General features: G+C 54.3%; 18 protein-coding genes. 4 read left to right on the forward strand and 14 right to left on the reverse strand.

All coding sequences use genetic code 11. The annotated features are described in order from the left end of the window. Window positions 1-227: 227 nt before the first annotated feature. Complete coding sequence (locus A8990_RS22645; protein WP_116191328.1) at window positions 228-1,235, reverse strand: zinc-dependent alcohol dehydrogenase family protein; 1,008 nt, start codon at window positions 1,233-1,235, stop codon at window positions 228-230. A 36-nt stretch (window positions 1,236-1,271) separates the two neighbouring features. Then, complete coding sequence (locus A8990_RS22650; RefSeq protein WP_116191329.1) at window positions 1,272-2,231, reverse strand: DUF1861 family protein; 960 nt, start codon at window positions 2,229-2,231, stop codon at window positions 1,272-1,274. Window positions 2,232-2,396: 165 nt separating this feature from the next. Between A8990_RS22650 and A8990_RS22655 the strand changes: the two genes are divergently transcribed. Beyond that, window positions 2,397-3,389 carry a LacI family DNA-binding transcriptional regulator gene (locus A8990_RS22655; protein WP_116191330.1) on the forward strand — a complete coding sequence of 331 codons (993 nt, stop codon included), beginning with the start codon at window positions 2,397-2,399 and terminating at the stop codon, window positions 3,387-3,389. A gap of 4 nt (window positions 3,390-3,393) precedes the next feature. Here A8990_RS22655 and A8990_RS22660 read toward each other — a convergent pair whose 3' ends face one another. Both A8990_RS22660 and A8990_RS22665 read right to left on the reverse strand, forming a co-directional pair. After that, window positions 3,394-4,362 (reverse strand): GNAT family N-acetyltransferase, encoded by a 969-nt coding sequence (locus A8990_RS22660; protein ID WP_116191331.1) that lies wholly within the window; start codon window positions 4,360-4,362, stop codon window positions 3,394-3,396. Further along, entirely contained in the window at window positions 4,363-6,618 is a 2,256-nt protein-coding gene (locus tag A8990_RS22665) for a hypothetical protein (protein WP_116191332.1), read from the reverse strand. A gap of 334 nt (window positions 6,619-6,952) precedes the next feature. Between A8990_RS22665 and A8990_RS22670 the strand changes: the two genes are divergently transcribed. Next, window positions 6,953-7,987 carry a LacI family DNA-binding transcriptional regulator gene (locus tag A8990_RS22670; RefSeq protein ID WP_116191333.1) on the forward strand — a complete coding sequence of 345 codons (1,035 nt, stop codon included), beginning with the start codon at window positions 6,953-6,955 and terminating at the stop codon, window positions 7,985-7,987. 100 nt (window positions 7,988-8,087) lie between these two features. Here A8990_RS22670 and A8990_RS22675 read toward each other — a convergent pair whose 3' ends face one another. The 5 genes from A8990_RS22675 to A8990_RS22695 all read right to left on the reverse strand — a co-directional run bounded on the left by A8990_RS22675 (window position 8,088) and on the right by A8990_RS22695 (window position 14,536). Continuing rightward, window positions 8,088-8,759, reverse strand: coding sequence for a TerC family protein (locus A8990_RS22675; RefSeq protein ID WP_245996157.1), 672 nt, complete (start codon window positions 8,757-8,759; stop codon window positions 8,088-8,090). 279 nt (window positions 8,760-9,038) lie between these two features. Further along, window positions 9,039-10,883, reverse strand: coding sequence for an ABC transporter ATP-binding protein (locus A8990_RS22680; RefSeq protein WP_245996159.1), 1,845 nt, complete (start codon window positions 10,881-10,883; stop codon window positions 9,039-9,041). Between the two features lie 46 nt (window positions 10,884-10,929). Continuing rightward, window positions 10,930-12,678, reverse strand: a complete 1,749-nt coding sequence (locus A8990_RS22685) for an ABC transporter ATP-binding protein (RefSeq protein ID WP_116191336.1) — start codon at window positions 12,676-12,678, stop codon at window positions 10,930-10,932. 139 nt (window positions 12,679-12,817) lie between these two features. Further along, window positions 12,818-13,681 carry a VOC family protein gene (locus A8990_RS22690; RefSeq protein ID WP_116191337.1) on the reverse strand — a complete coding sequence of 288 codons (864 nt, stop codon included), beginning with the start codon at window positions 13,679-13,681 and terminating at the stop codon, window positions 12,818-12,820. A gap of 21 nt (window positions 13,682-13,702) precedes the next feature. Further along, window positions 13,703-14,536, reverse strand: a complete 834-nt coding sequence (locus tag A8990_RS22695; protein WP_116191338.1) for a sugar phosphate isomerase/epimerase family protein — start codon at window positions 14,534-14,536, stop codon at window positions 13,703-13,705. Window positions 14,537-14,758: 222 nt separating this feature from the next. On the opposite strand from A8990_RS22695, the gene A8990_RS22700 reads away from it, so the two are divergent. Together A8990_RS22700 and A8990_RS22705 are read left to right on the forward strand one after the other, a co-directional pair. Continuing rightward, complete coding sequence (locus A8990_RS22700; protein WP_116191339.1) at window positions 14,759-15,961, forward strand: ParB/RepB/Spo0J family partition protein; 1,203 nt, start codon at window positions 14,759-14,761, stop codon at window positions 15,959-15,961. A gap of 124 nt (window positions 15,962-16,085) precedes the next feature. Further along, window positions 16,086-17,093 (forward strand): NAD-dependent epimerase/dehydratase family protein, encoded by a 1,008-nt coding sequence (locus A8990_RS22705; protein WP_116191340.1) that lies wholly within the window; start codon window positions 16,086-16,088, stop codon window positions 17,091-17,093. A gap of 849 nt (window positions 17,094-17,942) precedes the next feature. Here A8990_RS22705 and A8990_RS22710 read toward each other — a convergent pair. The 5 genes from A8990_RS22710 to A8990_RS22730 all read right to left on the reverse strand — a co-directional run bounded on the left by A8990_RS22710 (window position 17,943) and on the right by A8990_RS22730 (window position 23,400). Next, window positions 17,943-18,899: a hypothetical protein gene (locus A8990_RS22710; RefSeq protein WP_116191341.1), complete on the reverse strand. Its 957-nt coding sequence runs from the start codon at window positions 18,897-18,899 to the stop codon at window positions 17,943-17,945. Between the two features lie 141 nt (window positions 18,900-19,040). After that, window positions 19,041-20,147, reverse strand: a complete 1,107-nt coding sequence (locus A8990_RS22715) for a glycoside hydrolase family 99-like domain-containing protein (protein WP_116191342.1) — start codon at window positions 20,145-20,147, stop codon at window positions 19,041-19,043. A gap of 19 nt (window positions 20,148-20,166) precedes the next feature. Then, window positions 20,167-20,994: a carbohydrate ABC transporter permease gene (locus tag A8990_RS22720; RefSeq protein ID WP_116191343.1), complete on the reverse strand. Its 828-nt coding sequence runs from the start codon at window positions 20,992-20,994 to the stop codon at window positions 20,167-20,169. Next, a complete protein-coding gene (locus A8990_RS22725; protein WP_116191344.1) occupies window positions 20,994-21,866 on the reverse strand; it encodes a carbohydrate ABC transporter permease in 873 nt (290 codons plus the stop codon). Before A8990_RS22725 ends, A8990_RS22720 begins: the two co-directional genes overlap by 1 nt. Window positions 21,867-21,951: 85 nt before the next feature. Further along, window positions 21,952-23,400, reverse strand: coding sequence for an ABC transporter substrate-binding protein (locus A8990_RS22730; protein ID WP_116191345.1), 1,449 nt, complete (start codon window positions 23,398-23,400; stop codon window positions 21,952-21,954). Window positions 23,401-23,888 lie beyond the last annotated feature (488 nt).

The following is a 23,888-nucleotide window of genomic DNA, read 5'->3' on the forward strand; positions in this document are numbered from 1 at the left end:
GCACCATGATTATACATCCGTAACGTTACTAAGACAATATGTTATTTACTTTTTAACTAACACTGTCTTTACAAAACTGTATTTCCAACAGATTTCTATCCATTTATACTCGTTTTTCGATAAAAATCACAAATTGGCGCAGTTTCCCCTGTATTCCATCATTATCACTCGGTTTCAGTTTCGCTTCCTCATGACTTATATTAATATTGTAACGTTACAAATTTCAGCTAATAAACGATAACCCCTTTGGCCACATTCATACCTTCATATGAGGCCATCACGGCAGGCACCTGATCCAGCTCAAAGCGATGGCTGACCAGCCCTTCAACCTCCACTACTTTCCTGCGTATCAATGCAATGGCCTCTTCGTGCGTATGCGGATTGATAAACGAGCCCATCAGCTTCAGCTCCTTCGTAAAAAGGAGATAAGGCGAAACGGAAATTTCAGCACTCGGAGCAGCAACGCCGAACAGCAGCACCTGGCCGCCCTTGCTTGCAGCCTGAACCGCAAACTCCATGGAATCCTTGCGGCCAACGCATTCGACAACGATGTCCGCTCGGTCATACCAGCTCGCCTTCTCTTCCTCATTCTGCGGAGAGAACACCTCGCTCGCGCCGAGCCTGAGCAGGCTTTGGCGCTTTGCCTCGACAGGCTCGCATACCGCCACTTCTTTGACCGCACGGCTGCACATGAGCTGCAGAAACAACTGACCAATAAAGCCTCCCCCGATGATGAGAACGCTGTGGATCGGACGAATATCGAGTTTTTTGCAGCCGTGCAGCACACAGCCGAGCGGCTCTACCAGTGCGCCTTCCACATCGCTCAGCTCGTCCGGGAGCTGATAACAATTGGACGCAGGCACGTTGCAGTATTGCCCCATTCCGCCCCCTCTGGTAACACCTACCGCCTGCAAATGATCACACAGCTGCACTGCACCGCTGCGGCAATAAACGCAATTACCGCAGTACATATTCGGATCGACAGAAACACGGTCGCCCTGCTTCAGCGACTTTACAGCGGAGCCGATTTCTACGACTACACCCGACAATTCGTGGCCGAGCACGAGCGGAGGCTGCACCGCAGCGGATCCCGGCTGCCCGTGATAAATATGCTGGTCGGTTCCGCAGATCCCGCAAGCCGCCACCTGAATCCGCACTTCCTCAGGCTGAAGCGGCGATAGCTCCTGAGGCTCGATTGAAATATGATGCTTACCATGAAACACAGCAGCTTTCATCGCTCTGCCACTCCTTTGCACATGTCCAATTTGCTGCTACCACTCCGCTTCAATCATCTCATAATGAAGAAACGGATCCTTAATTGTCAGACACTGTGCTTCAACGTCGCTAATTCCGGCGTACAGCTCAGCAGTGCCGTCCTCGCGCCGCACAAGCCCGCCGCTAAACACGACGTCGACAAGCCGCTCCAGCTTCGCTTCACCGGGCAAGAACCGGCTGCGCACCGCAATGAGCTCGATGTCCGTAAACCGTCCCGTGTACGGATCGATGACAAATGCCATCGGGTAGTAATGCACGTCTCCCGCAGCATCGAAGCAGGAAATGTGGCCGAGCACCCCGAGCAGGCCGCCTGCCAACGGGTGAAGCTCGTTCGCGCCTCCCCATTCTTCATCGATAAACTGTCCCTCTAAGAGAGGAGCTTCCTCAACCCGCTCAACCATCAGCATTTCTAGCGAAGAGACGCGCGTAAAGCCGATTTTGCCCCTGCCGCCCTTCTCGCCTTGCGGCCTCGTCAGCACAGCAATATCACCTCCGCGAAGTTCGGCGATTCGTAAATCCTTCATGCCGTCCGGACCGGTAAAGAATGGCTTCAGCTCACGCAGCCGATCCCCTTTATACATGACAGTCCTCCACGCGAGACCTCCCTCATGAACAGGATGCGGAAAGATCTGCACGCCGCCGACGACGATTTCGTTCCCGATTCGCGTATAGAATGGGTCCTGCAGCTCCAGTCTCGGCAGATCCGGACTTGGCGACCACACGCCGCCTTGCTCCATGAAGAAGAGCACATGCGAATGCTCGCTGTCTCTCGGCTCGACGCGGCCGGCGATGACCAGTTCCCCCTCATCTTCAAAGGGAGCGGTAATATTGTACACATCACAATCGCCTATGCCGGCGAACTTCAGTTTCACAGGGCTTTCGGCAAGCCTGTTTTGCGACCGATAGGAATCCAGAAGCTGCGAGCAGGCTCTTACTTCACCCTTTGTTATTTTCATTATCATCACGCACTCCTTTACTAGGCACCTTACCGAAAATCTCTTTTCCCAACATAGCGTTAACGCCCGATTTGACAGACGTTCACTTCCATTCCTCCTTAAGGTATAATTTGATACGACGCAAACATGAAAGGAACGATATGCTTGGCGAACCAGAAGGTTACTATGCAAGTCATTGCAGACGCCTTGAATATTTCTAAAAACTCCGTATCTCAGGCGCTTTCCGGCAAGGACGGAGTGAGCGAAGAGACACGGCAGTTAATTATCCAAACCGCCAAGCGGTTCGGGTATACATACGCCCAGCCTTACAAGAACAAGGCCGATGGACCGCTTCGCAGCATCGCTCTGCTTGCTTCAGAGTATGCCTTCTCCCAGAGAAGCTTCTTCGGCGAAATTTATTTGGCCATCGAAAGGGAATGCTCCAAGCACGGATTGACGATGCACATTCAACCTGTCGATTCCACGATGTGCAGTGAACTGACATTGCCGCCAATCCTGCAAAACGAAAGCGTCCAAGGCATCCTGATACTCTCCCACATCAGCAACGACTACATTAATAAAGTGCTGGAAACCGGCATTCCTACCGTGCTGATCGATCATCATCACCCGCGTATACAAACGGACTGCGTGCTCACGAACAACCGTTTCGGAAGCTTCGAAGCCGTTCAATACTTAATCTGCCTCGGCTGCCGAAGTATCGGGTTTGTGGGCAACATTTCCTTCTCGCCCAGCTACTACGAACGATTGCAAGGTTACTTGTGGGCGCTGGAGGATGCCATGCTGCCCGTCGAACCGAAATGGATATTGAACGATATAGCTGAAGATGCGGGAAAGATCATCGAACGACTGTCCGGCATGGAAGCGCAGCCCGATGCCTGGTTTTGCGCGAACGACGCCCTCGGTTTCCTGTTAACCTCTTCCCTGCAGCAGCTTGGGCTCAGAATTCCCGACGAGATTTCGATTTGCAGCTTTGATAACGGCCAGCTGTCGCAAATTACGATACCCGCGACAACGACAGTCGATATCGACTTGAAAAACTATGGCAAACGGGCGCTCGAACAGCTGCTCTGGCGGATGAACCATCAAGCGGAGCCGTTTATGGAAATTTTGCTGCCGACCAAGCTGATTGTCCGGCATTCAACAAGAGCGCCGCAGTGAAGCCTTAGAAGCTGTCTACTCCCCAGAACAATACGTCGGATCTCGGAACGTCACCGAACTGCGGGGCAGCGAGCAGCTCGAGCAGCTGCTCGGTGTTCTCAATCTCGCGCCCATTTACGTTTAGTGGCTTCATCAAACGGTACATAATGTAGCTTTGCTCCTCAAAACGATTCGGCGCAAGCCGCGAAGGAATCAAGCTGTCGAACCGCACCTCCAGCTCTAGGCGCCCGGTCAGGGCGACAAGCCTGGCAGCAACGTTGTCGAAAATACCTTCATGTGCGGGCTGGACGCAAAATTCACCAATGTCCAGACCGCCGTTCCTATATGTAAAGCCGACGTAGCCGATCACAGCTCCAGCACCATCTTCTATGACCCACACATTCGCGCCTTCGAACTTCACCCAGTACCGCCAATAAAAATCATCGTTTCGGGCAAACGGGCCGTTGAAACGGCTTGAAAAGCCGGTGTAAACTCCTTTGAGCGCAGGCAGATCCTGCTCGAGATCAGCCGGCCGCAGGCTATACGCCCATTTATCGATACCTGCTTCTGCTGTAGAAATTTGAGTGTATGTCCGAACATTTCTCCAGCCGAGCTTGTCGTACATCCTTTCCGTACCGCGCAGCATCGAAATGTCGATCTCCCGCTCCTCCATCCGTTTAACGGCGCGCTCCATTAAGCGGTAGGAAATCCCCTGCCCCCGGTATTCCTGGACTGTGCCAAAATCTCCGATTCCGCTAATCGTAAATTCATCGCCGAAGAAGTAGCCGGTTCTGTTAAACAGTTTCAGCGCGCTAATAATCCGCCCGTTATCAACGGCTGCAATAATGTCCGCCGAATCGCTGTCCGGGTCCATATAATGGTGATTCACGAACAGTCCTCTAAGCTCGCAATCAGCAGCTCCCCCGAATACGCAGGCGCAATGGTCGAACCAGGCATCCAGCTCGGCGGGCTGCAGCGAACGATATTCTATCAATTATGCCGTCTCCTTTCTTGGCGAGAAATCCGGGTCCCAATCCGGCTTGCGCGAGCCAAACCACTCATGAATAGACAGCACAATAAGATTCCAGCCGAACACGCGATGCGGCGCAGACTGCTTCGGGTCTCCCGTAAGGGACAAATACTCCCGGCTAAGCGGCTGGTCCGCGTCGAAATTCAGCTCGGCCTCGCACCGCTTGTTCATAATTTCGTCCGCTTTCGTCCAGCCATGATATTTCCCTGCGGCGAGCACAATATATTGCTTTCGCAGCCAACTCGCTCCGTTCGCATAGATGCCGTACGGCCAGAAGTGTCCTCCGTTGAACGGATTCACATCCTTCGTGAACCTTGTCCCATCCACCTTGCATAAATTCGGCATCAATCCTTCGGGAGATACCGGATATTTCTCCAGCGTATCGATAACCATCTGACTGTCCAGCATCGGACGGTCAAACAAATAAGCACTTAAAAATTCCGGCTCCAAATCAATATTCGCGATGATCCCTGCCGCCTCTCCGTGCTTGCCTAGCTGGTTGTCCGGGAAGTTATGCACGAATTTGCCGTCCGAGCCGTATTCCGCATAATAGCCCCGGTATGCCTCAACAGCCGATTGGATATACGCGTCTGCGACCGGAATGCCGAGCTTCTGCGCAGCCATTAAAGCTACCGCATAATAGCCCTGACTCGAAGCGAATCTGCATTTGTGGTTCTGCCACATAATGTCCATAGCTGACTGCGGGTTATTCGTCACAATAACGCCGTCACCGTCAGGGTCGAACTTGCCCGTAATCAAATCAAAACTTTGCTTCACCTTTTCCATATCAGGCGCAATGCCGAAGCGCTTCTGGTTCAAATAGCTCCAAATCAAATAAATGTAGGACATCTCGTTATCCGTATGCTCGATGCTTCCGTGGTAACCCGTTATAATATTGTCGACCTCATGGCGCTCATTCATCGTCTCGCCGATTCTCCGCAATATATTTTCGTTAAGAAACGCATCTTTGGAGCCGTTCAGCATCCAGAATACGTCCCGGAAGTACATCTCGAAATAAAACGTGCTCGGCACAACCAATGGCTCATCGACGCCAGGCTCCGTTACCCAGGTGAGCATCTTAAAATCGGCGTACAGCACCTTCTCCAGATCGCTTCCTTGAAAGCCGAGACCCTCCGCGAGCTTAAGTTGGCTGTGAAGCCGTACATCTCGCGGCGTTGCGTCGCACTGCTCGGCAAATATGAAGGCCGTCCGCACCATGTCTTCGCCTTGGCGCAGCTCGTGCCAAGGTACAGTCTCGGGAGCGGATTCGAATATGCGCACCTCGCGGCTGTCAAGACCACTCGACTCATCTACGAAGAAGGAGTAGTGTCCATCCTCGTGCAGCTCGCCGGTACGTCCGACATAAGATTGCCAATTCTCTCTGCCGCCCGCGAACAAATTATCATCGTCAAGTTTGCTCAGCGAATTGCCGTCGCAATCGCATAGAACGACCGTTCCCACTCCCTGTCCGCGCCATTCCATCGCAATCGCATAACGGTACCCTCGCCTGCCTAAAAATGCGTAGCGTCCGTTGCCTCCGTTCTCGTATGGAATGCGCGCATGACCGTAGCTTTCGCCCAAGGCAAGCGTTACATGGTGCCGCCCTTCCGCGCGCTCCTGCAAAGTAGCCGTGCGCAGAATGGCCGGGTCTGTCACTTGAATGGCGGCCGTATTGCCGCGGCTCGTCCTGCGCCAAGCGAGACGGCTCCACTTGTTACTCCAGCCGGAGTCCGTCAGAAGACCGACCATCAGGCCGTCTTCGCTGACAAACCCCGCCGCCGGATACACATCCTCGGCCAATATGCCGTATGCGGGACCGCCATGATGTTCGTTATGATCGAATGACCAATAAGATCGCGGCGTCCGCGCCGGCTCGAGCGAGTTGCGCATAGCGACGTACAAACGCGGGATATCGTTCTGATGCAGTCGAACCGTCTTCTTAATGACCCGGTCCGTCACTTGCTCGTAATGCACGGTTACACCCAAATCAGCGCTGAAGCGGTTAAGCCGCATTTTGCCGCGAAGCAGCAGGCCGCCTTCGGTTTCAACTGCCTCCTCCGCCCGCCAGCAGTGAATTTCCTCACGATCGGCGCGATCACCGTTCTCTAGCAGGAGGCTCAGCTCGCCGCTGTTATTATGTCGAGCCAATGTTTTGCCGTCGTGCATAATTTCCGTATAAAAGCCACTGCTCGCATTGCCGCTTGCTCGAAATGAAATCATTGTTTCCATCCAGCCTCCTGATTCGGGAACCATTTATAATGGCAGGTCCACTTATTTGTAACGTTACAAAGATAATTACTTCATTAATTACTTACATTATTAATTTAACGATACTGAAAAGTCAATCGAAATTTAAGCGTTTCCAAAACGAATTCTGGAGTAAATCCTTCCGAGAGTCCTATTATTTTAATTACAGGAACAGAGAAACGGTCCCTTCCTGGCCACAAATTACATTACAAATTTATATTTGTTAGTTACATTCGTTGACTTTTTACTTAAAAGTTAATTATATTGAAAGAAACATTATGCACTCTGCTTACGTCAGGAGCACCCTATGAAAAAACAAAAAGTAACATTGGAAACAATCGCGAACGAAATCGGCACCACGAAAGTATCTGTCTTCAAAGCGTTAAAAAACCAGCCTGGCGTTAGCGAGGAGCTGCGAAAACGAGTCCTCCAGGTTTCCCGCGAGCTCGGCTATGTCGCAAAAGCCGCCAGCAATACCTACACGAGTATTAAGCTCGGCTTTCTAGTTGCGAAGCGTTTTTTCCTCGATACGGACAATTTCTACACGAACATCTACTATCATTTAAGCCGCGAGTGCGCAGCTCACAATATCAACATCTCGCTGTATATTCTTACTTCCGATGAAGAGGAGAATTGCGAGCTTCCTATTACATTGCAGCAGGATCAAAACGCTCTTGACGGCTTCTTCATTGCCGGACAGCTTCCTAGCAGGTATATGCTGAACGCAGTGCTGAAATCGAAGCTTCCCGTGGTCGCCATTGATTTTTACGATGTCGATCTGCAGATCGATTCGATCGTAACCGACAACTTTTTATCCGGCACCATGGTCACACAATATCTAATCGATATGGGGCACCGGGATATCGGCTTTGTCGGCGACCCTCATTACACGACGAACGTGCTGGACCGCTTCTGTGGCTACAATAAAGCTCTCATCCAGAATCAGCTTGCCTTCAACAAAGATTGGCACTTAATCAACAACGATAGACTGGGCAAATACACAATCGACTACTCGCTCCCGGACAAGCTGCCGACCGCCTTCGTCTGCCATTGCGACATGGCTGCCCATAACCTGCTGTTGAAGCTTCAATCGAAAGGAATTGTCGTTCCTGACCAGGTTTCACTTATCAGCTTCGACAACACCGAGCTGAGTCAGAATATTAGCCCCAGCCTGACGACGATCAACATCAGCAAGACGGACATCTCCTTGAAGGCGTTCAAGCGCATGCTGCATCGCATCAAACAACCAAGCATGGAGCCGCAGACCGATCTCATTAACAATTGGCTCGTCAGGCGCGATTCTGTGAAGCGAATCGCTGCTGAGCAATTAAGCATAAGGTAAGACACGTTATGGAGGGCGACCGACCTCCATTTTCTTATATCGAGAAGCTGAAAACACAAAAAAAGGGTTCCCTCGCAAGGGAACCCTCCGTAAACTTCTATTACGCCTCCTGCACGCGCGAACGTCCGCGGCGCTGCAGCAGGTAGCCGATGCCCATCACGAGCAGGCCGCACACGAACGGGAACAACGCGTCTACCCATTCGCCGGCGTTATGCAGAAACTTCTTGAGCGTGTCATTGTCCTCGAGCATCTCGCCTGCGGTGTAGCCGAGAATGCCGGCGCCGATGTAGATGACGATCGGGAACTTGTGAAGCAGCGCCATAATGAGCTGGCTGCCCCAGACGATGACCGGAATGCTGAGCGCAACGCCGAGCGACATCAGCCAGATATTGTTGTTCGCAATCGCTGCGATCGCAAGCACATTATCGAGACTCATGACGAAGTCGGCGGTGACGATGATGCGGATCGCCTTCCAGATGGACTGCGCGCCATCGATATTTTTGCTGTCGCCTTCGTCCTTCAGCAGTTGAATCGCAACCCAGAACAGCAGCAGCGCTCCTGCGATCTGAATGAACGGAATTTTAAGCAAATAAACGGCTACGACCGTTAAAATAATCCTCAGAACAACAGCAGCAAGCGCTCCCCACCACACCGCTTTCTTCCGATGCGTCAGCGGCAAATTGCGGCTTGCCATGGCGATGACGACAGCGTTATCGCCGCTAAGCACAATATTGACTAGCATGATTTCTGCCAGCAATACGAGTAATTCCATGATTCACACCTCAAACAGTCTGTCACAAGAGTAAACGGCTGCCGCCGTCCCTAAGGCAAAAGCTTACGTTTCGCGGAGACATACAGAAATTCATACAAGTGAAGCATATAAATTCTAGAATGTTAGTAATAGCCCATTATCGCATAGATCGAATGGGATTGTCTATGTGCATGAGACTGCTGCTTGAAGCGTATAGCCACAGCCTTATCCACAGTTTTGTACACAAGTCATCCACAGAACGTGCATAATCTGTGGACAACAAGCGCACCACACACCCACCTACCGCCGAGAACTACAACCTCCGCCTGGAGAAGCCGCTGCGGCAATACCTCCAGCTGAAGCATTCGCTGTCGACGGCTCATCATCATCGAAATCCTCGAGCTCATCCAGTTCCAGTTCTTCATGCTCCTCATGCTCGCCCTGCGAATGCCGGTACAGCTCCTCGTAGTACCCGCCAAGCGCAAGCAGCTGGCGATGAGTCCCTTCTTCTACAATTTCGCCCTGACGCATCACAATAATACGGTCCGCATTCATAATCGTGGACAGCCTATGCGCAATGACGAGCGTCGTCCGCCCTTCGGAGACGACCGCAAGCGCCCGCTGGATGAGCTGCTCCGAGTGAGAATCGAGGTTCGCCGTCGCTTCGTCGAGGATGAGGATTTTCGGCTGGAATACGATGATTCTGGCAAAAGAAATGAGCTGCCGCTCGCCCGCAGACAAGCCGCTTCCCCGCTCCGACAGCACCGTATCGTACCCGTCTTTCATCCGCATCACGAGCGTATCGGCCCCAACCATGCGGCAAGCTTTCATGACGCGCTCGCGGGAAATCGTCTCATCGAACAGCCGGACATTGTCGATAATGCTGCCCGAGTACAGATACGGCTCCTGCTGCACAAGCCCAATCAGCCGGTGGAGCGTATGCTGCGGGATGTTCCGCACGTCCGTCCCGTCGATCGAGACGCTCCCTTGCTGCACATCGTAGAAGCGGCACAGCAAGCTGATGAGCGAGCTTTTGCCCGCGCCGGTCGTACCGACGATGCCGATCATTTCGCCAGCCTTCACATGCAGATCGAGGTGGTGGATAACCGGAACGCCGTCGCTGTATGCGAACTTCACACGGTCAAAATCAATCTTCCCTCTCACCTGCGAAGCATCAACCTCGCGCGCTCCCTTCGCATCCTGCACCTCGGGATTCGTCTCGAAGATCGACCAAATCCGGTTCATCGATACCGTCGCGGACTGGAGCGTATTCCACTGCTGCGTAATGCTGTTGATCGGCTGGAAGAACTGCCGGATGTACGTGATGAACGCGAACAGTACGCCAAAAGGAATCATATGTCCCAGCACCGCGTTGCCGCCGAGCCACGTGACGAAGGCGACCGACAAATTGCCGAGCATATCGAAGGAACGGTTGAACAGGACGTTCGTGCGAATCTCGCGCATGTTCGATTTGAAATAGGTCTGATTACGGTCATCGAACTGCCGCTGCTGCTCCTTCTCCTGATGAAACACTTGAATGATGCGCATGCCGGACAAGTTCTCCGCGACGAATGCTACGAGCCGCGATAGATTCGTTCTCGTAATCTGATAGGTCATGCGCATATAAGAGCGGAACGAGATCGCGATTAATGCGATAATCGGGATCAAAATCAAGCAGTACAGCGTCAGCCGCACATCCAGGTGAAACATCAGCGCGATAATGAACACCAGCGTCAGCCCGTCGCGAAGCACGCTCAGCAGCACTTGGCTGAAGAAGGAGTTCAATGTCTCCGTGTCGCTCGACACATGCGTAATCAAGCTGCCGCTTGGCACGCGGTCGAAGTACGACATCGATTGCCTCGTGATATGGCGGAAGAGCTGTTTGCGAATGGCGGCGACGATGCTTTGGCCGGCATTTTGCAGGAAGTTGTTCTGCAAGTAGGTGAAGACGAATCCGCACACCGATAACAGCAAGTAAATACCGGCAATGACAAGAAGCGTACTCGCACTCTTATCGCCCTTCATCAGGTGATCGTCGATCGCGACCTTAACCAAGTAAGGCTGCAGCAGATCTGCCGTAATCGCGACGATAATACAGCCGAACACCGCAAGGAACGTCTTCGTATGCGGCTTGGCGTAAGACATGAGACCTTTGTAAGCGACTTTGTTGCTCGCATTGTAATCGACCGTTTTAGCCAACGCTGCTTCCCTCCTCCTGAATGGCATGGAGCATCGCATAGATGCCCTCCTGCGCAAGCAGTGTCTCGTGCGTGCCGCGCTGCACGATACGGCCTTCATCCAGCACGATGATTTCGTCGGCATGCTTCAGCGCACTGATGCGGTGCGCGATAATAATCGTCGTCTTGTCTTCCCGCACGCGGCGGATCGTATCGATAATGACCGTTTCCGTGACGGCGTCCACCGCGCTCACGCTGTCATCCAGAATGAGAATCGGCGCTTCCATCATCATCCCGCGCGCGAGCGCAGTCCGTTGACGCTGACCGCCGGATAGCGTGACGCCGCGCTCCCCGAGCTTCGTATCGAAGCCGTCGGGAAAGCCCATAATGCTCTCGTGTATTTGCGCCTCGTGAGCAGCCTTCTCCACAAGCGCCAGATCGGCGGTCCGCCGGTAGAACGCGATATTGTCTCGGATCGTCGTGCTGAACAGGAACCCGTCCTGCGGCACGTATGCGATGCCGGCGCGCAAGCTTTCGAGCGAAATATCGCTCACAACTCTGCCGTCGATTTCGACCGCCCCTGCAGGAGGATCGTAGACGCGGAGCAGCAGCTTCACGAGCGTTGTTTTGCCAGAGCCGGTTCGCCCTACGATGCCGAGCGTCTTGCCCGGTTCGAGGCGAAGCGAAATATGCTGCAGCGCTTCTTTCGGTGAATCCGGATATGTGAAGGAGAGATCATTCACAGTAAGTACGGCATTCTGCCAATCCACGTCTGCCGCGAGTTCCTTCTCGACAATTTCCGGCTGCTTCGCCAGCAAATCATTTAGCCGCTCGAGCGATGCACGGGAGCGCTGAATCGTATTGATGACGTTGCCGATCGCCTGCAAGGGGTTAACCATCATCCGAACATACAGCGTCAGCGCAACGAAGTTACCGAGCGACAGCCGCCCGGACAACGCCATGTAACCGCCGAATGCGAGCGTCACGACTAGCGATAAGGCGCCAAGAAACGGTATCAGCGCTTGAAAATAAGACGAGATCCGCACCAGCCGAAGCTGATTGTCTTTGATCCGGTCAACCGTACGACCGAATCTTAGATTCATAATGTCTTCGACGGCGAACTTCTTCGTAACGCGAATGCCGCCGAATTGCTCCTCCGCTGATTCCGTCATCGCGCCGAGCGACTCCTGCACATCCTTGGAACGGCTGCGGATCGTAGGGCCGATGCGCACCACAATCCACGGAATGAAGAGCAGTGGAGAAATACAGATCAGAATTAAATACCAAGGAATAGCGCTAAGCAGCATGACCGCAATGGCGGAGAAGATCAGCATCGTCGCGTTCGCCGTCTGGTTGACGCCCATCGCGATCGACTCGCGAACGGTGGTCACATCGTTCATCACATAGCTCAGCAGCTTGCCGACCCCGTTCTTGGAGTAGAACTGCTCGCCGAGCTTGGTGAAATGACCGAACAGCCGCTGCCGAGTAAACTTCTCGAACGTCCTGCCGACGTACATGATGTGGAACTGCCCGATGCCGCCGAGTATCCCGTATGCGAGACCGATCAGGAGAAGCGCTAGACTGGCATCGAGTACGGTTTCCTTCGTCAGTCCGCCCTTCTGCAGCTCATCTGTGAAGTTGCCAAGCACCTTCGGATAATAGGATTGAAATAAGTTCGCTGCGATTGTAAACGTAATGCCTGATGCGTAAATGTACCATTTGTCCCGGATATACGACGTTAATAGGCCCCTGCCACTGCCCAACTGGATCGCCCCTCTCAGATATCCAATATTTGCATATATACACACAGCGAGATACAAGCGGATTTCTTCCAAAATCAACCTGTACCGCGCTAATTGCATTTACCGTTCACACTTGAGATTAACGATTCTCACACAACTACTATACGACAAAATGGACCTCGATGCCCGATGGATCATGCGTAATAAGCGTACCGCCCTGCGTGCGTAGCGGAACGCTGGCAGCCTGTAAACGTGCAAAAACGGCCATTTGAGCCGTTTCGGAAGGCAGTACGATTTGGTAATAATCGAGTCCCGGCGCGTTCGCCGGAGTCAAAGGTGCGCCGATGCCGGCCCATATATTGAGGCCGATGTGATGGTGGTAGCCGCCAGCCGAGATAAAGAGCGCCGAATCGCGCATAGAAGCGACGATGTCAAAACCAAGCACGTCGATGTAGAAATGCTCGGTCGTCGGCAGTTCCGTCACATGAAGATGAATATGCCCGACGGTCGTGCCTGCAGGAAGGCCGTTCCAAGGCGAGTCACCTGCTTCTGCCAGCAAGCCCTCTTGATCGATTGGATCGAGGCCCATTTGCACATGACCTTGCTCATCCCACTTCCAAGAACTGCGCGGACGATCGCGGTAAATCTCGATGCCGTTGTTATCCGGATCGGCGATATAGAGCGCTTCGCTGACAAGATGATCCGAGTGCCCGATATGAATGCCGGTACCCTGCAGATGGCGCAGCGATAGGCCAAGCGACTTCCGGTCCGGCACAAGCAGCGCAAAATGGTATAAGCCCGCGCCAGAGCGGCGCGGACGCGGCATTGCACCCGGAATTTCACGCAGCTGTAGAAGCGGCTGGCTCGCGTCAGGCACGCCGAGCGCCGCTGTCCCTTCCTGCCGGTCGATGAGCTGAAGCCCGACGATCTCGCAATAAAAGCGGATCGATCTCTCCAAGTCACTTACCCGCAGCTGCACAAGCCCAATCCGAGTTTCAGCTGCTATAGCTGCTGCTGATGACATTTTCCGCCACCTCCCACTATGTTATAGATAGTCGGCAACGATGGCTTTAATGCGATCAAGTCCAGCCCACATATCGCCAGGTCCGTCATAAATGAGTACGATGGCGCCGTTAAACTCGGCAGCACGAACGGTATTTAAACATTTTATAAATTCGTCATGGTCAGGGTAGCCCTGATCGTCATATTGCGCTTTGGCATGTACGGACACGCTGCGCGGGAGCGTGAGCGGGAACTCGTCATATTTGGCCTTGAACTTGAAATTGCCGAAGTCTGTGATGAAGTCCGCATTGTTGCCGACAAGGTCAAGCAGCTTCACGCAGGATGCGCCTGTCGAAGTGAGCGACTTGAAGTTCTCCGAGATGATGCGTACGTTCTTGCTCTGCGACTGCGAGTACTCGCTAAGCCGGTTGAGCGCATCTGCGGATAGACGGATAGCTTCTTCGTTATCCGGAGCCTCTTCGCCAGCAACAATACGGATTTGTTTCGCGCCGGCAAGCGATGCGATGTCGATCCACTGCTGCATGCAGCGAATGTCCGCTTCGCGGCGTTCTTCATCCGCGTTCGTCAGATCGCCGTAATCGAGCAGGAGCGTATCGAACTTGATGCCCGCTGATTGGAATGCTTCCTTCAGCTCCTGCAGGTAAGCCGGTTCTGTAGAAGGAAAGTGAAAGTGACATACTTCCGCCGCCTGGTACCCTCTTCTTGCCAGCTCCGCAGGCAATTCAAGCAGTGTCAGCACCTGCGGCTGTTCCGTCACATGCGTCTCGTGCTGTTTCGCCTCCGCGTTCCATGCTGTAAAGCGCAGCGGGCCAAGCAGGCGATGCAAACTCCACGTACTAATGGACAAATAAGACATTGATAAGCCCTCCTCGTTCTGAATGAAAGCGGTATACAGGAAATGTCCTTATGGTATCACATTCCAGTTCATTTACCAATTTCAAGAAAGCGACATGAAGGGTAATATTTTCACAAAAAGCATCCTGGTATATAATACGGTTGACTAGCACACTTAAAGCGGAAAACGAGAGAAATCAAGAGATTGCGCTTCACTTGAGATAGCTACGATAGGAGAACTGATATGGATATTATTCAAATCCCAATTCATTTGATCGATGAGGACGAGGACCAGCCGCGTTACCAGTTCGACGAGGAAGCACTGCAGGAGCTGGCGAAGAGCATTGAAGAGATCGGCTTGCTCTCGCCGATTAAAGTGCGGACGACGGCGGGCGGACGCTATAAAATCATTTACGGCAACCGGCGCTACAAAGCGAGCATGATGCTCGGCAAGCCGTCGATGCCCTGCATCGTGTCGAGCGCGACCGATGAGATGGAAATTTATTTGGAGCAGATCGCGGAGAACTTGACGCGTGAGGGCTTCTCGCCGATCGAGGAAGCGGAAGCGTTTCATAAGCTGATGCATGAATCGAAGTTCAACAGCTCGCTGAAGTTTCTCGCGAGCAAGCTTGGCAAGCCGGAGAGCTATATCAAGAACAAGTGCGAGCTGCTCAAGTTCGGCAATTCGGTGCGGAAGCTGATCGTGAGCGGCACGGAAATCCGCGAAGGCAAGCTGACCGAGGATCAGCTGCTGCCGATCAAGGATTTGCCGATCGAGCATCGCGATCCGCTCGCGCATATTATTGCGCGCGATGCGCTGCCCGTCAGCGATGTGAAGAAGATCGCGAAGCTGTTCAAGGACAAGGAGATTTCCTCGGGCACGAAGGACAAGCTGCTGTACAAGAACGGGTACGAGCTGCTGCAAACCTGGTCCACGGTGCAGCAAAATAAAGCGGAACGCGAGCGGGCCGCGGAGCAGAAGGCGGAGCAAGCCGAGCGCGCAGCCGCGGCGAAGGCGGAGAAGGCGCGGCTCGCGGCGGAAGCCGCGGAGCGCGAAGCAGCCGCGGGGGCGGCGAGCGCGAGTGCGAGCGTGAGCGCGGGCGGTGCTGGTGTGAGCGGCGTTGGCGCGGGCGTGATTGGCGAGGGTGCGGGCGGCGTTGGCGGAGCGCTTAGCGCGCGAGCGGGCGCCGCGCTGGAAGCCGCGGTGGCTGGCGTGCTGACGACGCAAGCGGAGCGCTCGGCCGCCGGCGTGCTCGCCGAGCTGCAGCAGCTGCTGAGCGCCCTGCCGGTTCTGTCGGCGGCGCCTGCCGAGCTGCTCGCTGGTATCACGGACGCAGGCGAGCTGCAAGCCGTGATCGGGAGCATCGACCAGCTGCTGAGTGCGCTGGAGCTGCGGTCTTCAGAGCTTCAGGCCGTCCGCGACCTTGCTGAAACACGTGTAAACTAATCATTTTTTTAGTGAAATCTGGTGAACTTCTCCCGGATTCACAATCGAGCCTTCTGCTGTATTACTATAAGCAGGAGGTTTTTTGTTTGACAGACTTTGCGCGAGAAAGTGAAGGTGTTTACGTATGAGAGTTGTGATTCTAGGCGGTACCGGCAACATTAGTACAAGCATTGTTCGTCTATTGGTGGCTCAGGGACACGAGGTCACTTGCTATAACCGCGGTCAAAGTGGAAGCGATCTCCCTGCGGGCGTTCGTGTTATTAACGGGGATCGCAAAGATCGTGAAACGTTCGAGCAAACGATGCAGCAGGAGCAGTTTGATGCAGCCATCGATATGATCAGCTTCGACAAGGAAGATGCGGCAAGCAGCCTGCGTGCGTTCCGCGGCGTGAAGCATTTTGTCCAATGCTCTACCGTGTGTACATATGGCGTCGATTACGACTGGATGCCAGTGACGGAGGATCACCCGCTTCGACCAATCAGCGGTTACGGCCGCGGCAAGGCGGAGGCGGACCAGCTGCTGCTGGAAGCATACTACCGCGAAGGCTTCCCGGTTACGATTCTGAAGCCATCGACAACGTACGGTCCGCAAAGCGGCATCCTGCGTCAAGTCGCTTGGGACTTCACATGGATCGATCGCATTCTGAAGGGCAAGCCGCTGCTCATCTGCGGCGACGGCAAGGCGCTCCATTCCTTCATGCACGTTGACGATGCGGCAAAAGCATTCGCCGGCGTTCTCGGCAAAGCGCACTGCATCGGCCAAACGTACAACGTCGTTCCGCGCAGCTTCACGACATGGGAGCAGCACCACAAGCTCGCGATGAAGGTGCTGGGCCGGGAAGTCGAGCTCGTTGGCGTGTCGCTGGATACGCTCAACTCGATCGATGCAGGCCGCTTCGGCATTTGCAATGAGATTTTTGCGCATAACGTGTACTACAGCTCGGAGCGCCTGATGCGCGATGTGCCTGAATTCGTGCCGACAATCTCGCTCGAGGAAGGTATGATCGAGGTGTTCGAAGCGATGAAGCAAGGCGACCGCATCCCGAACTCCGACAACGAGACATGGGAAGACGAAATCATCGAAGCGCACCACCGCGCGTTCGCTTCTCTCGCTTCCGCTGCCAAAGCATAATATAGAAAAGGACGAAGCCTGGGCTTCGTCCCTTTTTTGTTGGGGGAGTGGCGCCAAGTGCTGGCTGCCACTGTGCTAGCCAATTCGACCTACGAGAGAGGCTTTTTCCTCTCTCAGTCCGACGATACCCCACTTTCGCGCGATGAGAGAGGGTTTTCCCGCTTTCAGACCACTAACCACCGCTCCAACTACCCAATTCGACCTGCGAGAGAGGCTTTTCCCTCTCTCAGCCCGACTTGCCCCCACTTTCGCGCGATGAGAGAGGCTTTTCCCGCTTTCAGACCACTAATTACTGCTCTAACTACCCATTTCGCCCTACGAGAGAGGCTTTTCCCTCTCTCAGCCCGACTTGCCCCCACTTTCGCCCTGAGAGAGAGGGTTTTCCCGCTTTCAACTTTCTACATGGGAGAGGAAGCTTGCTCCAAACTCCAGGTTACTTGGGGGACGACGCTGAGAGATCCACTTTGGCTCACTCACCCACCATTCCGTACAATTCTGCCGCTGAGAGTCCGTATTTGGCTCTCTCAGCATTCCAAACTAACTAGTTACTCCCAACTCCGGCGCCGAGAGATCCACTTCAGCTCTCTCACCCACCATTCGGCGCATTTCTAACCCTGAGAGATCCCACGTAGCTCTCTCAGCATTCCAAACTAACGAGTTACTCGCAACTCTGACGCTGAGAGATCCATTTGGGCACTCACACCTACCATTCGGCGCATCTCTGCCGCTGAGAGTCCCTATTTGGCTCTCTCAGCTTTCAAAACCAACCAGTTACTCGCAATTCCGGCGCCGAGAGGTCCATTTTGCCACTCTCACCCACCAGCCTCACTCTCCCCGCCGCCACAAACACTACAACAGCAGCCGATCCAGCCCGATCGCGCTGATGAGCATGCGCTCCTTCTTGCTGCCGAGCAGCTGCTGGGTCCAGTCGACGAAGCCGCCGTCGCCGATGAAATGCTCGCGGCCGGCGATGGTCGTCATAATCGTGAACTGCAAGCCGAGATAGTAGGCGTTGTCCTTCGGCGGCACAACCTTCACAACCAGCTCCGGCGCACGTTCGCCCAAGAACTGAACTGTCCGCTCGATCAGCCCCTCGCCGTCCTTATACCCGCCGCGGCCGCTAATTAGCACCTCGATCTCGGCACCGAATTGTTCGCCGAACATGTCGCGGTACATCGAGACATGCTCCCATACCGCTTCTTTCTCGAACCCGTACGAGCCGCTGTCCCTGCCCGCCGTCACCATCGCGTACAGCGCAAAATGCGTTAGAAATCCCGGCAGGTCCGGGAACTTCTGCGCTCTGACATGGCGATGCGTCGTGGACAGCCTGACCGGCTCGGGATGATTGCGCAGCGCGCCGGACTGCACGCCGTCGGCAATATGCAGCGCGAGCAGATTGGTCACATCGGCGACGACTTCGGTGCCGCGAAGAGCGGAGATGATCTTGTTCTGGTCGGCCTTCGCCACGACCGAACAAGAGCCGAGCGGCGCGACCGGCGACAGCTGCACCGGCGCATAGCCACGCTCCTGCGCGATCGCGAGCAGCGCAAGCTCCAGCCGCTTGAGCGCAAGAGAATCGACAACCGCCGGCTTCACGAAGCGGTTCTCCCGGTAGCTGCGCAGCAGCTCGCTCGGCCGCTTATCCGCCGCACGCCGGCGAAACACCTCCAGCATGAGCGTATTGAAATCCGCTCCGGACAGCTCCTCTGCCAGCAGCGCCACCAGCTCCCGGTGCCCAAGCTCAAGCAGAATGCGGTTCAACTCCCCGCGTCCCTGATCCTCCACGCCATCAATCCCCTTCTCCATCGCGACCATCCCCCTCGATTATTTCTCTCACTTTATCACAAATCGCCCGCCAGCGGCTCGCGAACAACAAGAAAATCCCCGCCGCTCAAATGAGCAGGCAGGGATTCTGCAAATCCGCATTGCTACCAACTCTGCTGCCAACTAGCTGTCGCGTCCAAAAACGTTCCGAATCGCCTCCAGATACCTCATCCCATGAACCGTATCCGGCTCGAGATAGCCGCCTTCCGTCCACTCGTTCCACGCATAAATCGTGAACATGCGCAGAGCGAGATCGGACGTGTCGAGGTATTCCTTTATCTGCCTTAGCATCTCCTCGAACGCCTCCGGCGTATTGCCCGTCAACACCGGCGAATATGGATACTCCCCCTTCACATAAGGCTGATCCCAGCTGCAGCGCGGGCTCGGGTCCCATCCCATCGTTGCGTTCGGATAATACGGCACATCGAACGTATCGCGAAACCGCGGCCATCGCCGCATCGCCTCTTCCGCGCACTCCACATAAGGCGCAGAGGGGAACGCGTCCGGCTCCGCATGATGAATCCACACATACGACGTCACGCTGTCGATGCCGAGCTCGGCAACCAGCGCATTAGTGTCGGCCCCGATGACCTCTCGATGCTGATCGTTCAGCCCCCACTCGACGAGATTCAAGTGCAGCTCCCCGCAGCCAGCCTCCCGCGTCTTCTTACGGAATGACTCCAGCGCCGCCTTCGTCGCTTCAATGCTGCCGAGACCTTTGATCAACGTGTGGCATTCATAGATGGAGAAGTAGAGCTTGCCATCTATCCGCAGGAAGTTAGGCTCATTAAAATATTTGATGATTAAATAATCCGTCATCGCATCAAACCGCTCGCGCGACACCTCGTTATGGTTCGCCCACATGATGCCGAAGCGCAGCCGATTCCGGTTGTTCGCCTGCAGGAACCCGTCCTCAAGCGCCCGATGCAGGAACGGTCCCTCGCCGCCTCCAAGATCCCAATACCAATCATAGAGAAAAGAAGTGATGCCATGATCAGCTGCGGCAGCAATCTGCTTCTCCGATACGGCGGGATCGGACTCGTCCAGCTCGCCCCAGAGCGGCACCTTCGGCTGCTCATGCCCTGGGAAGCGCGGCTTGGCGTCACGCAGCGACGGCCATTCCGTCCAGCCCTCTCCTTTTACCGCTTCATTCTTCGGATCGGGATGCCACTGGGGAAAATAATACACCGCCACTTCATAAGCCCTATTCGGCTCGCTCACATTCATCATCTCCTCATCATCCTACTGACTAACCTTTCACAGCCCCGGCCGTCAGCCCCCGAAGCATATACTTCTGCGTGAATGCAAACAGCACGATGAGCGGCAGAACCGCGAGCACGCTTACGGCGAATACAGGACCGTAGTTCACCGACTGCTTGTTGAACATGAACTGCACAATTTGCGGCATCAGCGTCATTCGGTTCGGGTTGTTCAAGAAGATCAGCGGTGTCAGAAAATCATTCCAAACCCCGTACACGTTCGTCACAATAAACGTCCCCGTCGCCGGCAGCAGCAGCGGGAAAATGATCAGCCAGTACAGACGCAGCGGCCCGCAGCCATCGAGGTTTGCCGACTCCTCCAGCTCGCGCGGAATCGATTTCGTGAACGCCGCATAGAGGAACGAGGCGAACGGGATGAAGCCAGCCGTGTAGATGAGCACGAGCAGCGTCCGTGTATTCATCAGGTGGATGTCGACCGCCATCCTGAAGAGCGGAATGAGCGAGCCCACCCCTGGGATGATCATACCGGACAGGAAGAACAGGTATGCGAACCGGAACAGCCGCTCCGTCCGACGTGACAGCACGTAGCCGGCCATCGATGCCACAAATATAGTCAGCAGCAGAGCGCCCGCCGTAATGAGCACCGTGTTCGACAGTCCCTGGAAGAAGTCCATATCGCGGAAAGCCGACTTATAGTAATCCAGATACAAGCTATGCGGCAGCTCGAAAGGCTTGAAGAAGTAGCGCGGCTCCTTGAAGCTCATCTCCAGGAGGAAGACGACCGGGAATAGAAAAGCGAGCGCAGCGAGAAAAAGAATTCCTTCGAGCAGCAGTGACGGACGTTTGTTTAATCCCATTACAGCTCGACCTCCCTTCTGCGCGTGATGCCGAGCTGGATTACCGTGACGATAATGATAAAGAGCGTCAGCACGATACTGCCAGCAGTTGCGTAGCCGTAGCTTTGGTTCTTGAACGCCGCGTTGTAAACGGCGAGGAACAGCGTATACGAGGATGAGCCCGGCCCGCCGTTCGTAAGCAGGAATGGCAGATCGAACAGGCGAAGCGCGCCGACGATCGTGAGGAAGAGCACAATCGTCACCGAAGGCATCAGCATCGGGAACGTCACATGGCGGAACAGCGCGAACCCTTTCGCCCCCTCAATATCCGCCGCCTCATAGATATCGGTCGGAATAGCTTGCAGCCCGGCGAGATAGATCATGGCGCAGTAGCCGATCGCCTGCCACTGCGTCAGCAGAATAATCGTTGGAAACGAGGTGTACACCGTACCCAGCCAGTCCTGAAGACGAGCTTCGCCAATGATATGCGTGAGAATGCCGTTCGCGAATCCGTCGAACTTCAGAATCTCGCCCCAGACGACGGAGGTGACGACAAGGCTGATAATGACAGGAAGATAGAACGACGTGCGCAGGAAGCCGCGCGTCCGGAATTTGCGGTTTAGCAGCACCGCCAGCAGCAGCGCGAGCGGATTTTGCACGACGAGGCCGAAGACAACCATTTTCAGCGTGTTTTTCATCCCATCGAGCATTTGCACATCTTGAAAGAGATAGCGGTAGTTATCGAACCCGATATACCGCGGCGCTTTAATTCCGTTCCATTCCGTGAAGGAGTAGTAGATACTCTGCAGGAACGGATAGAAGAAGAACATGCCGAATATCGCAAAAGCCGGCAAAAGAAACAGACAGGCGATCCAATATTGCTTGCGGCTCAAACTCACTCTCGTCACCTACCTTCGTTCATAAAACACGTTCAGCCGCAAATGCTGCGGCTGAACGTGAACTCGTTATGTGGCGGCGTTATTCCGCCGGAGGCGATACCGTTGCTTTGTCTTTATCGAAGCTGGCTTGCGCCGGCTTCAGATCGTCCGCATTAAATTTGACGCCGGAAACAACCTTTGTAAGCAAGTCAAGCATGTTGGTAGCCGCACTCGCTGGGATAAAATTCGTCAAGTTCGATGTGACGACCGTGCTGTTATCCACCGCTGCCTGAACGTCGTTCATAACCGGATCGTCATATTGTACGGTTACGTCTGTGAAGGAAGTCAGTGCGCCGTCGCCTTTCATGAACGGGCTTATAATGTCCGCAGAAGTAATCAAGTTCACAAGATCCTTGGACTCCTGCATGAGCTCTGTCTTCGCATTTACACCAAGCGCCTCGTTACTGCCCAGACCCATTGCTACTTTGCCATCGTCATTGGCGAGAGGGAAGTAACCGATATCGAACTTCTCGAAGCCGCCTTTGTTGATATTGTCGGCGTTCGCGCCTGGCATCCACGGACCTTGAACGATCATCGCCGCTTCGCCGGATGCAAACATTTGACCCGATTGCGGCCAGTCGATGCTGATCGCGTTCTTATTGAAGTAGCCCTTCGACTTCATCTGCTCGAAGTTCTGATACACCTTCTGAATGAGCGCGTCGTCATTAATCTTCTGTTCTCCGCTGTAAACCTTCTGGCCAAGTGTCGGATCGTTCAGCTGGTACGAATTCAGCCAGTTGAAGTAGAACAGACTGGCTGTCCATTGGTCTTTAAAGCCGAGCGTAATCGGCGTTTTGCCAGAAGTCTTGATTTTCTCGGCAGCATCCATGAGCTCTTGTGTCGTCTTCGGCGCCTGAATGCCGAGATCGGAGAAGATCTTCTTGTTATACCAGACGCCGCCGCCGATGGAGAGCCCCATTGGCACACCGAACGTTTTGCCGTCGGCATGCGTTTGGAAGTCTTTCTGGCCGCCCGTATTGAGACGCGCTACCCAAGGCTCCGCGGACAGATCCTGCAGGTTGCCGGATTTTGCAAAATCAACCCCTTGGTAGAACACGACATCCGGTGCGGAGCCCGATGCGAACTGCGCCTTCAGCTTATCGAAGTAAGTCGCGCCGAGCACGACGTCCCACTGAATCTTCGCCTTCGGATACAGCTTCGCGTATGCGGTTTCGACGTCCTTCTTGAACTGAACCATGTATGGACGGTCATCGAGGAACCAAGCGCCGACGCGGATAGTGAACTCCTTGTCATTGCCCGCTGCCGCGGCATTCGAACCGGAGTTATCCGTCGATGCGTTCGAGCTGGTATCGTCCGTAGCAGCTGCGTTGTTGCCGCTGCTGTTCGTGCTGGAGTTGCTGCTCGTATTCGTACTCGTGTCTGAAGATGAGTTGCCCTGGTTATTCCCGTTGTTCGAGCCGCCGCACGCCGACACCGCAGTCGTCAGCAGCAGTACACTGGCAAGCGCTGATAATCCTTTGAGCTTCATTGCCACAACACCCTCTTTTCTCGTCTCTAGTTTCACTCACAAGTTAAGTGTAGCGCTTACATAAATCCGAGAGGATAGCTGCATTTTACCGTTTCTGTGTTGGAATTGACGAACTTGATGCGGGGTGTTGCGAACGGTTCGGCCGTAGCGGGAGGATTGTCCACCTTCTGCGCAGCTGAGAGAGGGGTTCCCTCTCTCAGCTCGACTTTGGCTGGTTCCGTGCGCCGAGAGAGGCTTTTCTCGCTTACAGCCAACCAATATATGTAGAGAATCCCACACACCATCCAGTTACATGTTAGGCACGATACCGAAAGCACACCTATGTGCTCGCACTCACCATTTCGCCCGTATCTGATGCTGAGAGATCCCAATTTGCTCTCTCACCCACCATTTCACGCGTATCTGACGCTGAGAGATCCCAATTTGCTCTCTCAGCCTTCCAAACCAGCCAGTTACCCGCCACCATGATGCTGAGAGATCCCAATTTG

This window comes from Paenibacillus taihuensis, from assembly GCF_003386535.1.
Taxonomy (GTDB): domain Bacteria; phylum Bacillota; class Bacilli; order Paenibacillales; family Paenibacillaceae; genus Paenibacillus_Z; species Paenibacillus_Z taihuensis.

What these genes read in the sequence shown, in the direction of transcription:
- A8990_RS22645 (WP_116191328.1), bottom strand. Translation starts at nt 1,235, where the DNA reads ATGAAAGCTGCTGTGTTTCATGGTAAGCATCATATTTCAATCGAGCCT.
- A8990_RS22650 (WP_116191329.1), bottom strand. Translation starts at nt 2,231, where the DNA reads ATGAAAATAACAAAGGGTGAAGTAAGAGCCTGCTCGCAGCTTCTGGAT.
- A8990_RS22655 (WP_116191330.1), top strand. Translation starts at nt 2,397, where the DNA reads ATGCAAGTCATTGCAGACGCCTTGAATATTTCTAAAAACTCCGTATCT.
- A8990_RS22665 (WP_116191332.1), bottom strand. Translation starts at nt 6,618, where the DNA reads ATGATTTCATTTCGAGCAAGCGGCAATGCGAGCAGTGGCTTTTATACG.
- A8990_RS22670 (WP_116191333.1), top strand. Translation starts at nt 6,953, where the DNA reads ATGAAAAAACAAAAAGTAACATTGGAAACAATCGCGAACGAAATCGGC.
- A8990_RS22675 (WP_245996157.1), bottom strand. Translation starts at nt 8,759, where the DNA reads ATGGAATTACTCGTATTGCTGGCAGAAATCATGCTAGTCAATATTGTG.
- A8990_RS22680 (WP_245996159.1), bottom strand. Translation starts at nt 10,883, where the DNA reads ATGTCTTACGCCAAGCCGCATACGAAGACGTTCCTTGCGGTGTTCGGC.
- A8990_RS22690 (WP_116191337.1), bottom strand. Translation starts at nt 13,681, where the DNA reads ATGTCATCAGCAGCAGCTATAGCAGCTGAAACTCGGATTGGGCTTGTG.
- A8990_RS22695 (WP_116191338.1), bottom strand. Translation starts at nt 14,536, where the DNA reads ATGTCTTATTTGTCCATTAGTACGTGGAGTTTGCATCGCCTGCTTGGC.
- A8990_RS22700 (WP_116191339.1), top strand. Translation starts at nt 14,759, where the DNA reads ATGGATATTATTCAAATCCCAATTCATTTGATCGATGAGGACGAGGAC.
- A8990_RS22705 (WP_116191340.1), top strand. Translation starts at nt 16,086, where the DNA reads ATGAGAGTTGTGATTCTAGGCGGTACCGGCAACATTAGTACAAGCATT.
- A8990_RS22710 (WP_116191341.1), bottom strand. Translation starts at nt 18,899, where the DNA reads ATGGAGAAGGGGATTGATGGCGTGGAGGATCAGGGACGCGGGGAGTTG.
- A8990_RS22715 (WP_116191342.1), bottom strand. Translation starts at nt 20,147, where the DNA reads ATGATGAATGTGAGCGAGCCGAATAGGGCTTATGAAGTGGCGGTGTAT.
- A8990_RS22720 (WP_116191343.1), bottom strand. Translation starts at nt 20,994, where the DNA reads ATGGGATTAAACAAACGTCCGTCACTGCTGCTCGAAGGAATTCTTTTT.
- A8990_RS22730 (WP_116191345.1), bottom strand. Translation starts at nt 23,400, where the DNA reads ATGAAGCTCAAAGGATTATCAGCGCTTGCCAGTGTACTGCTGCTGACG.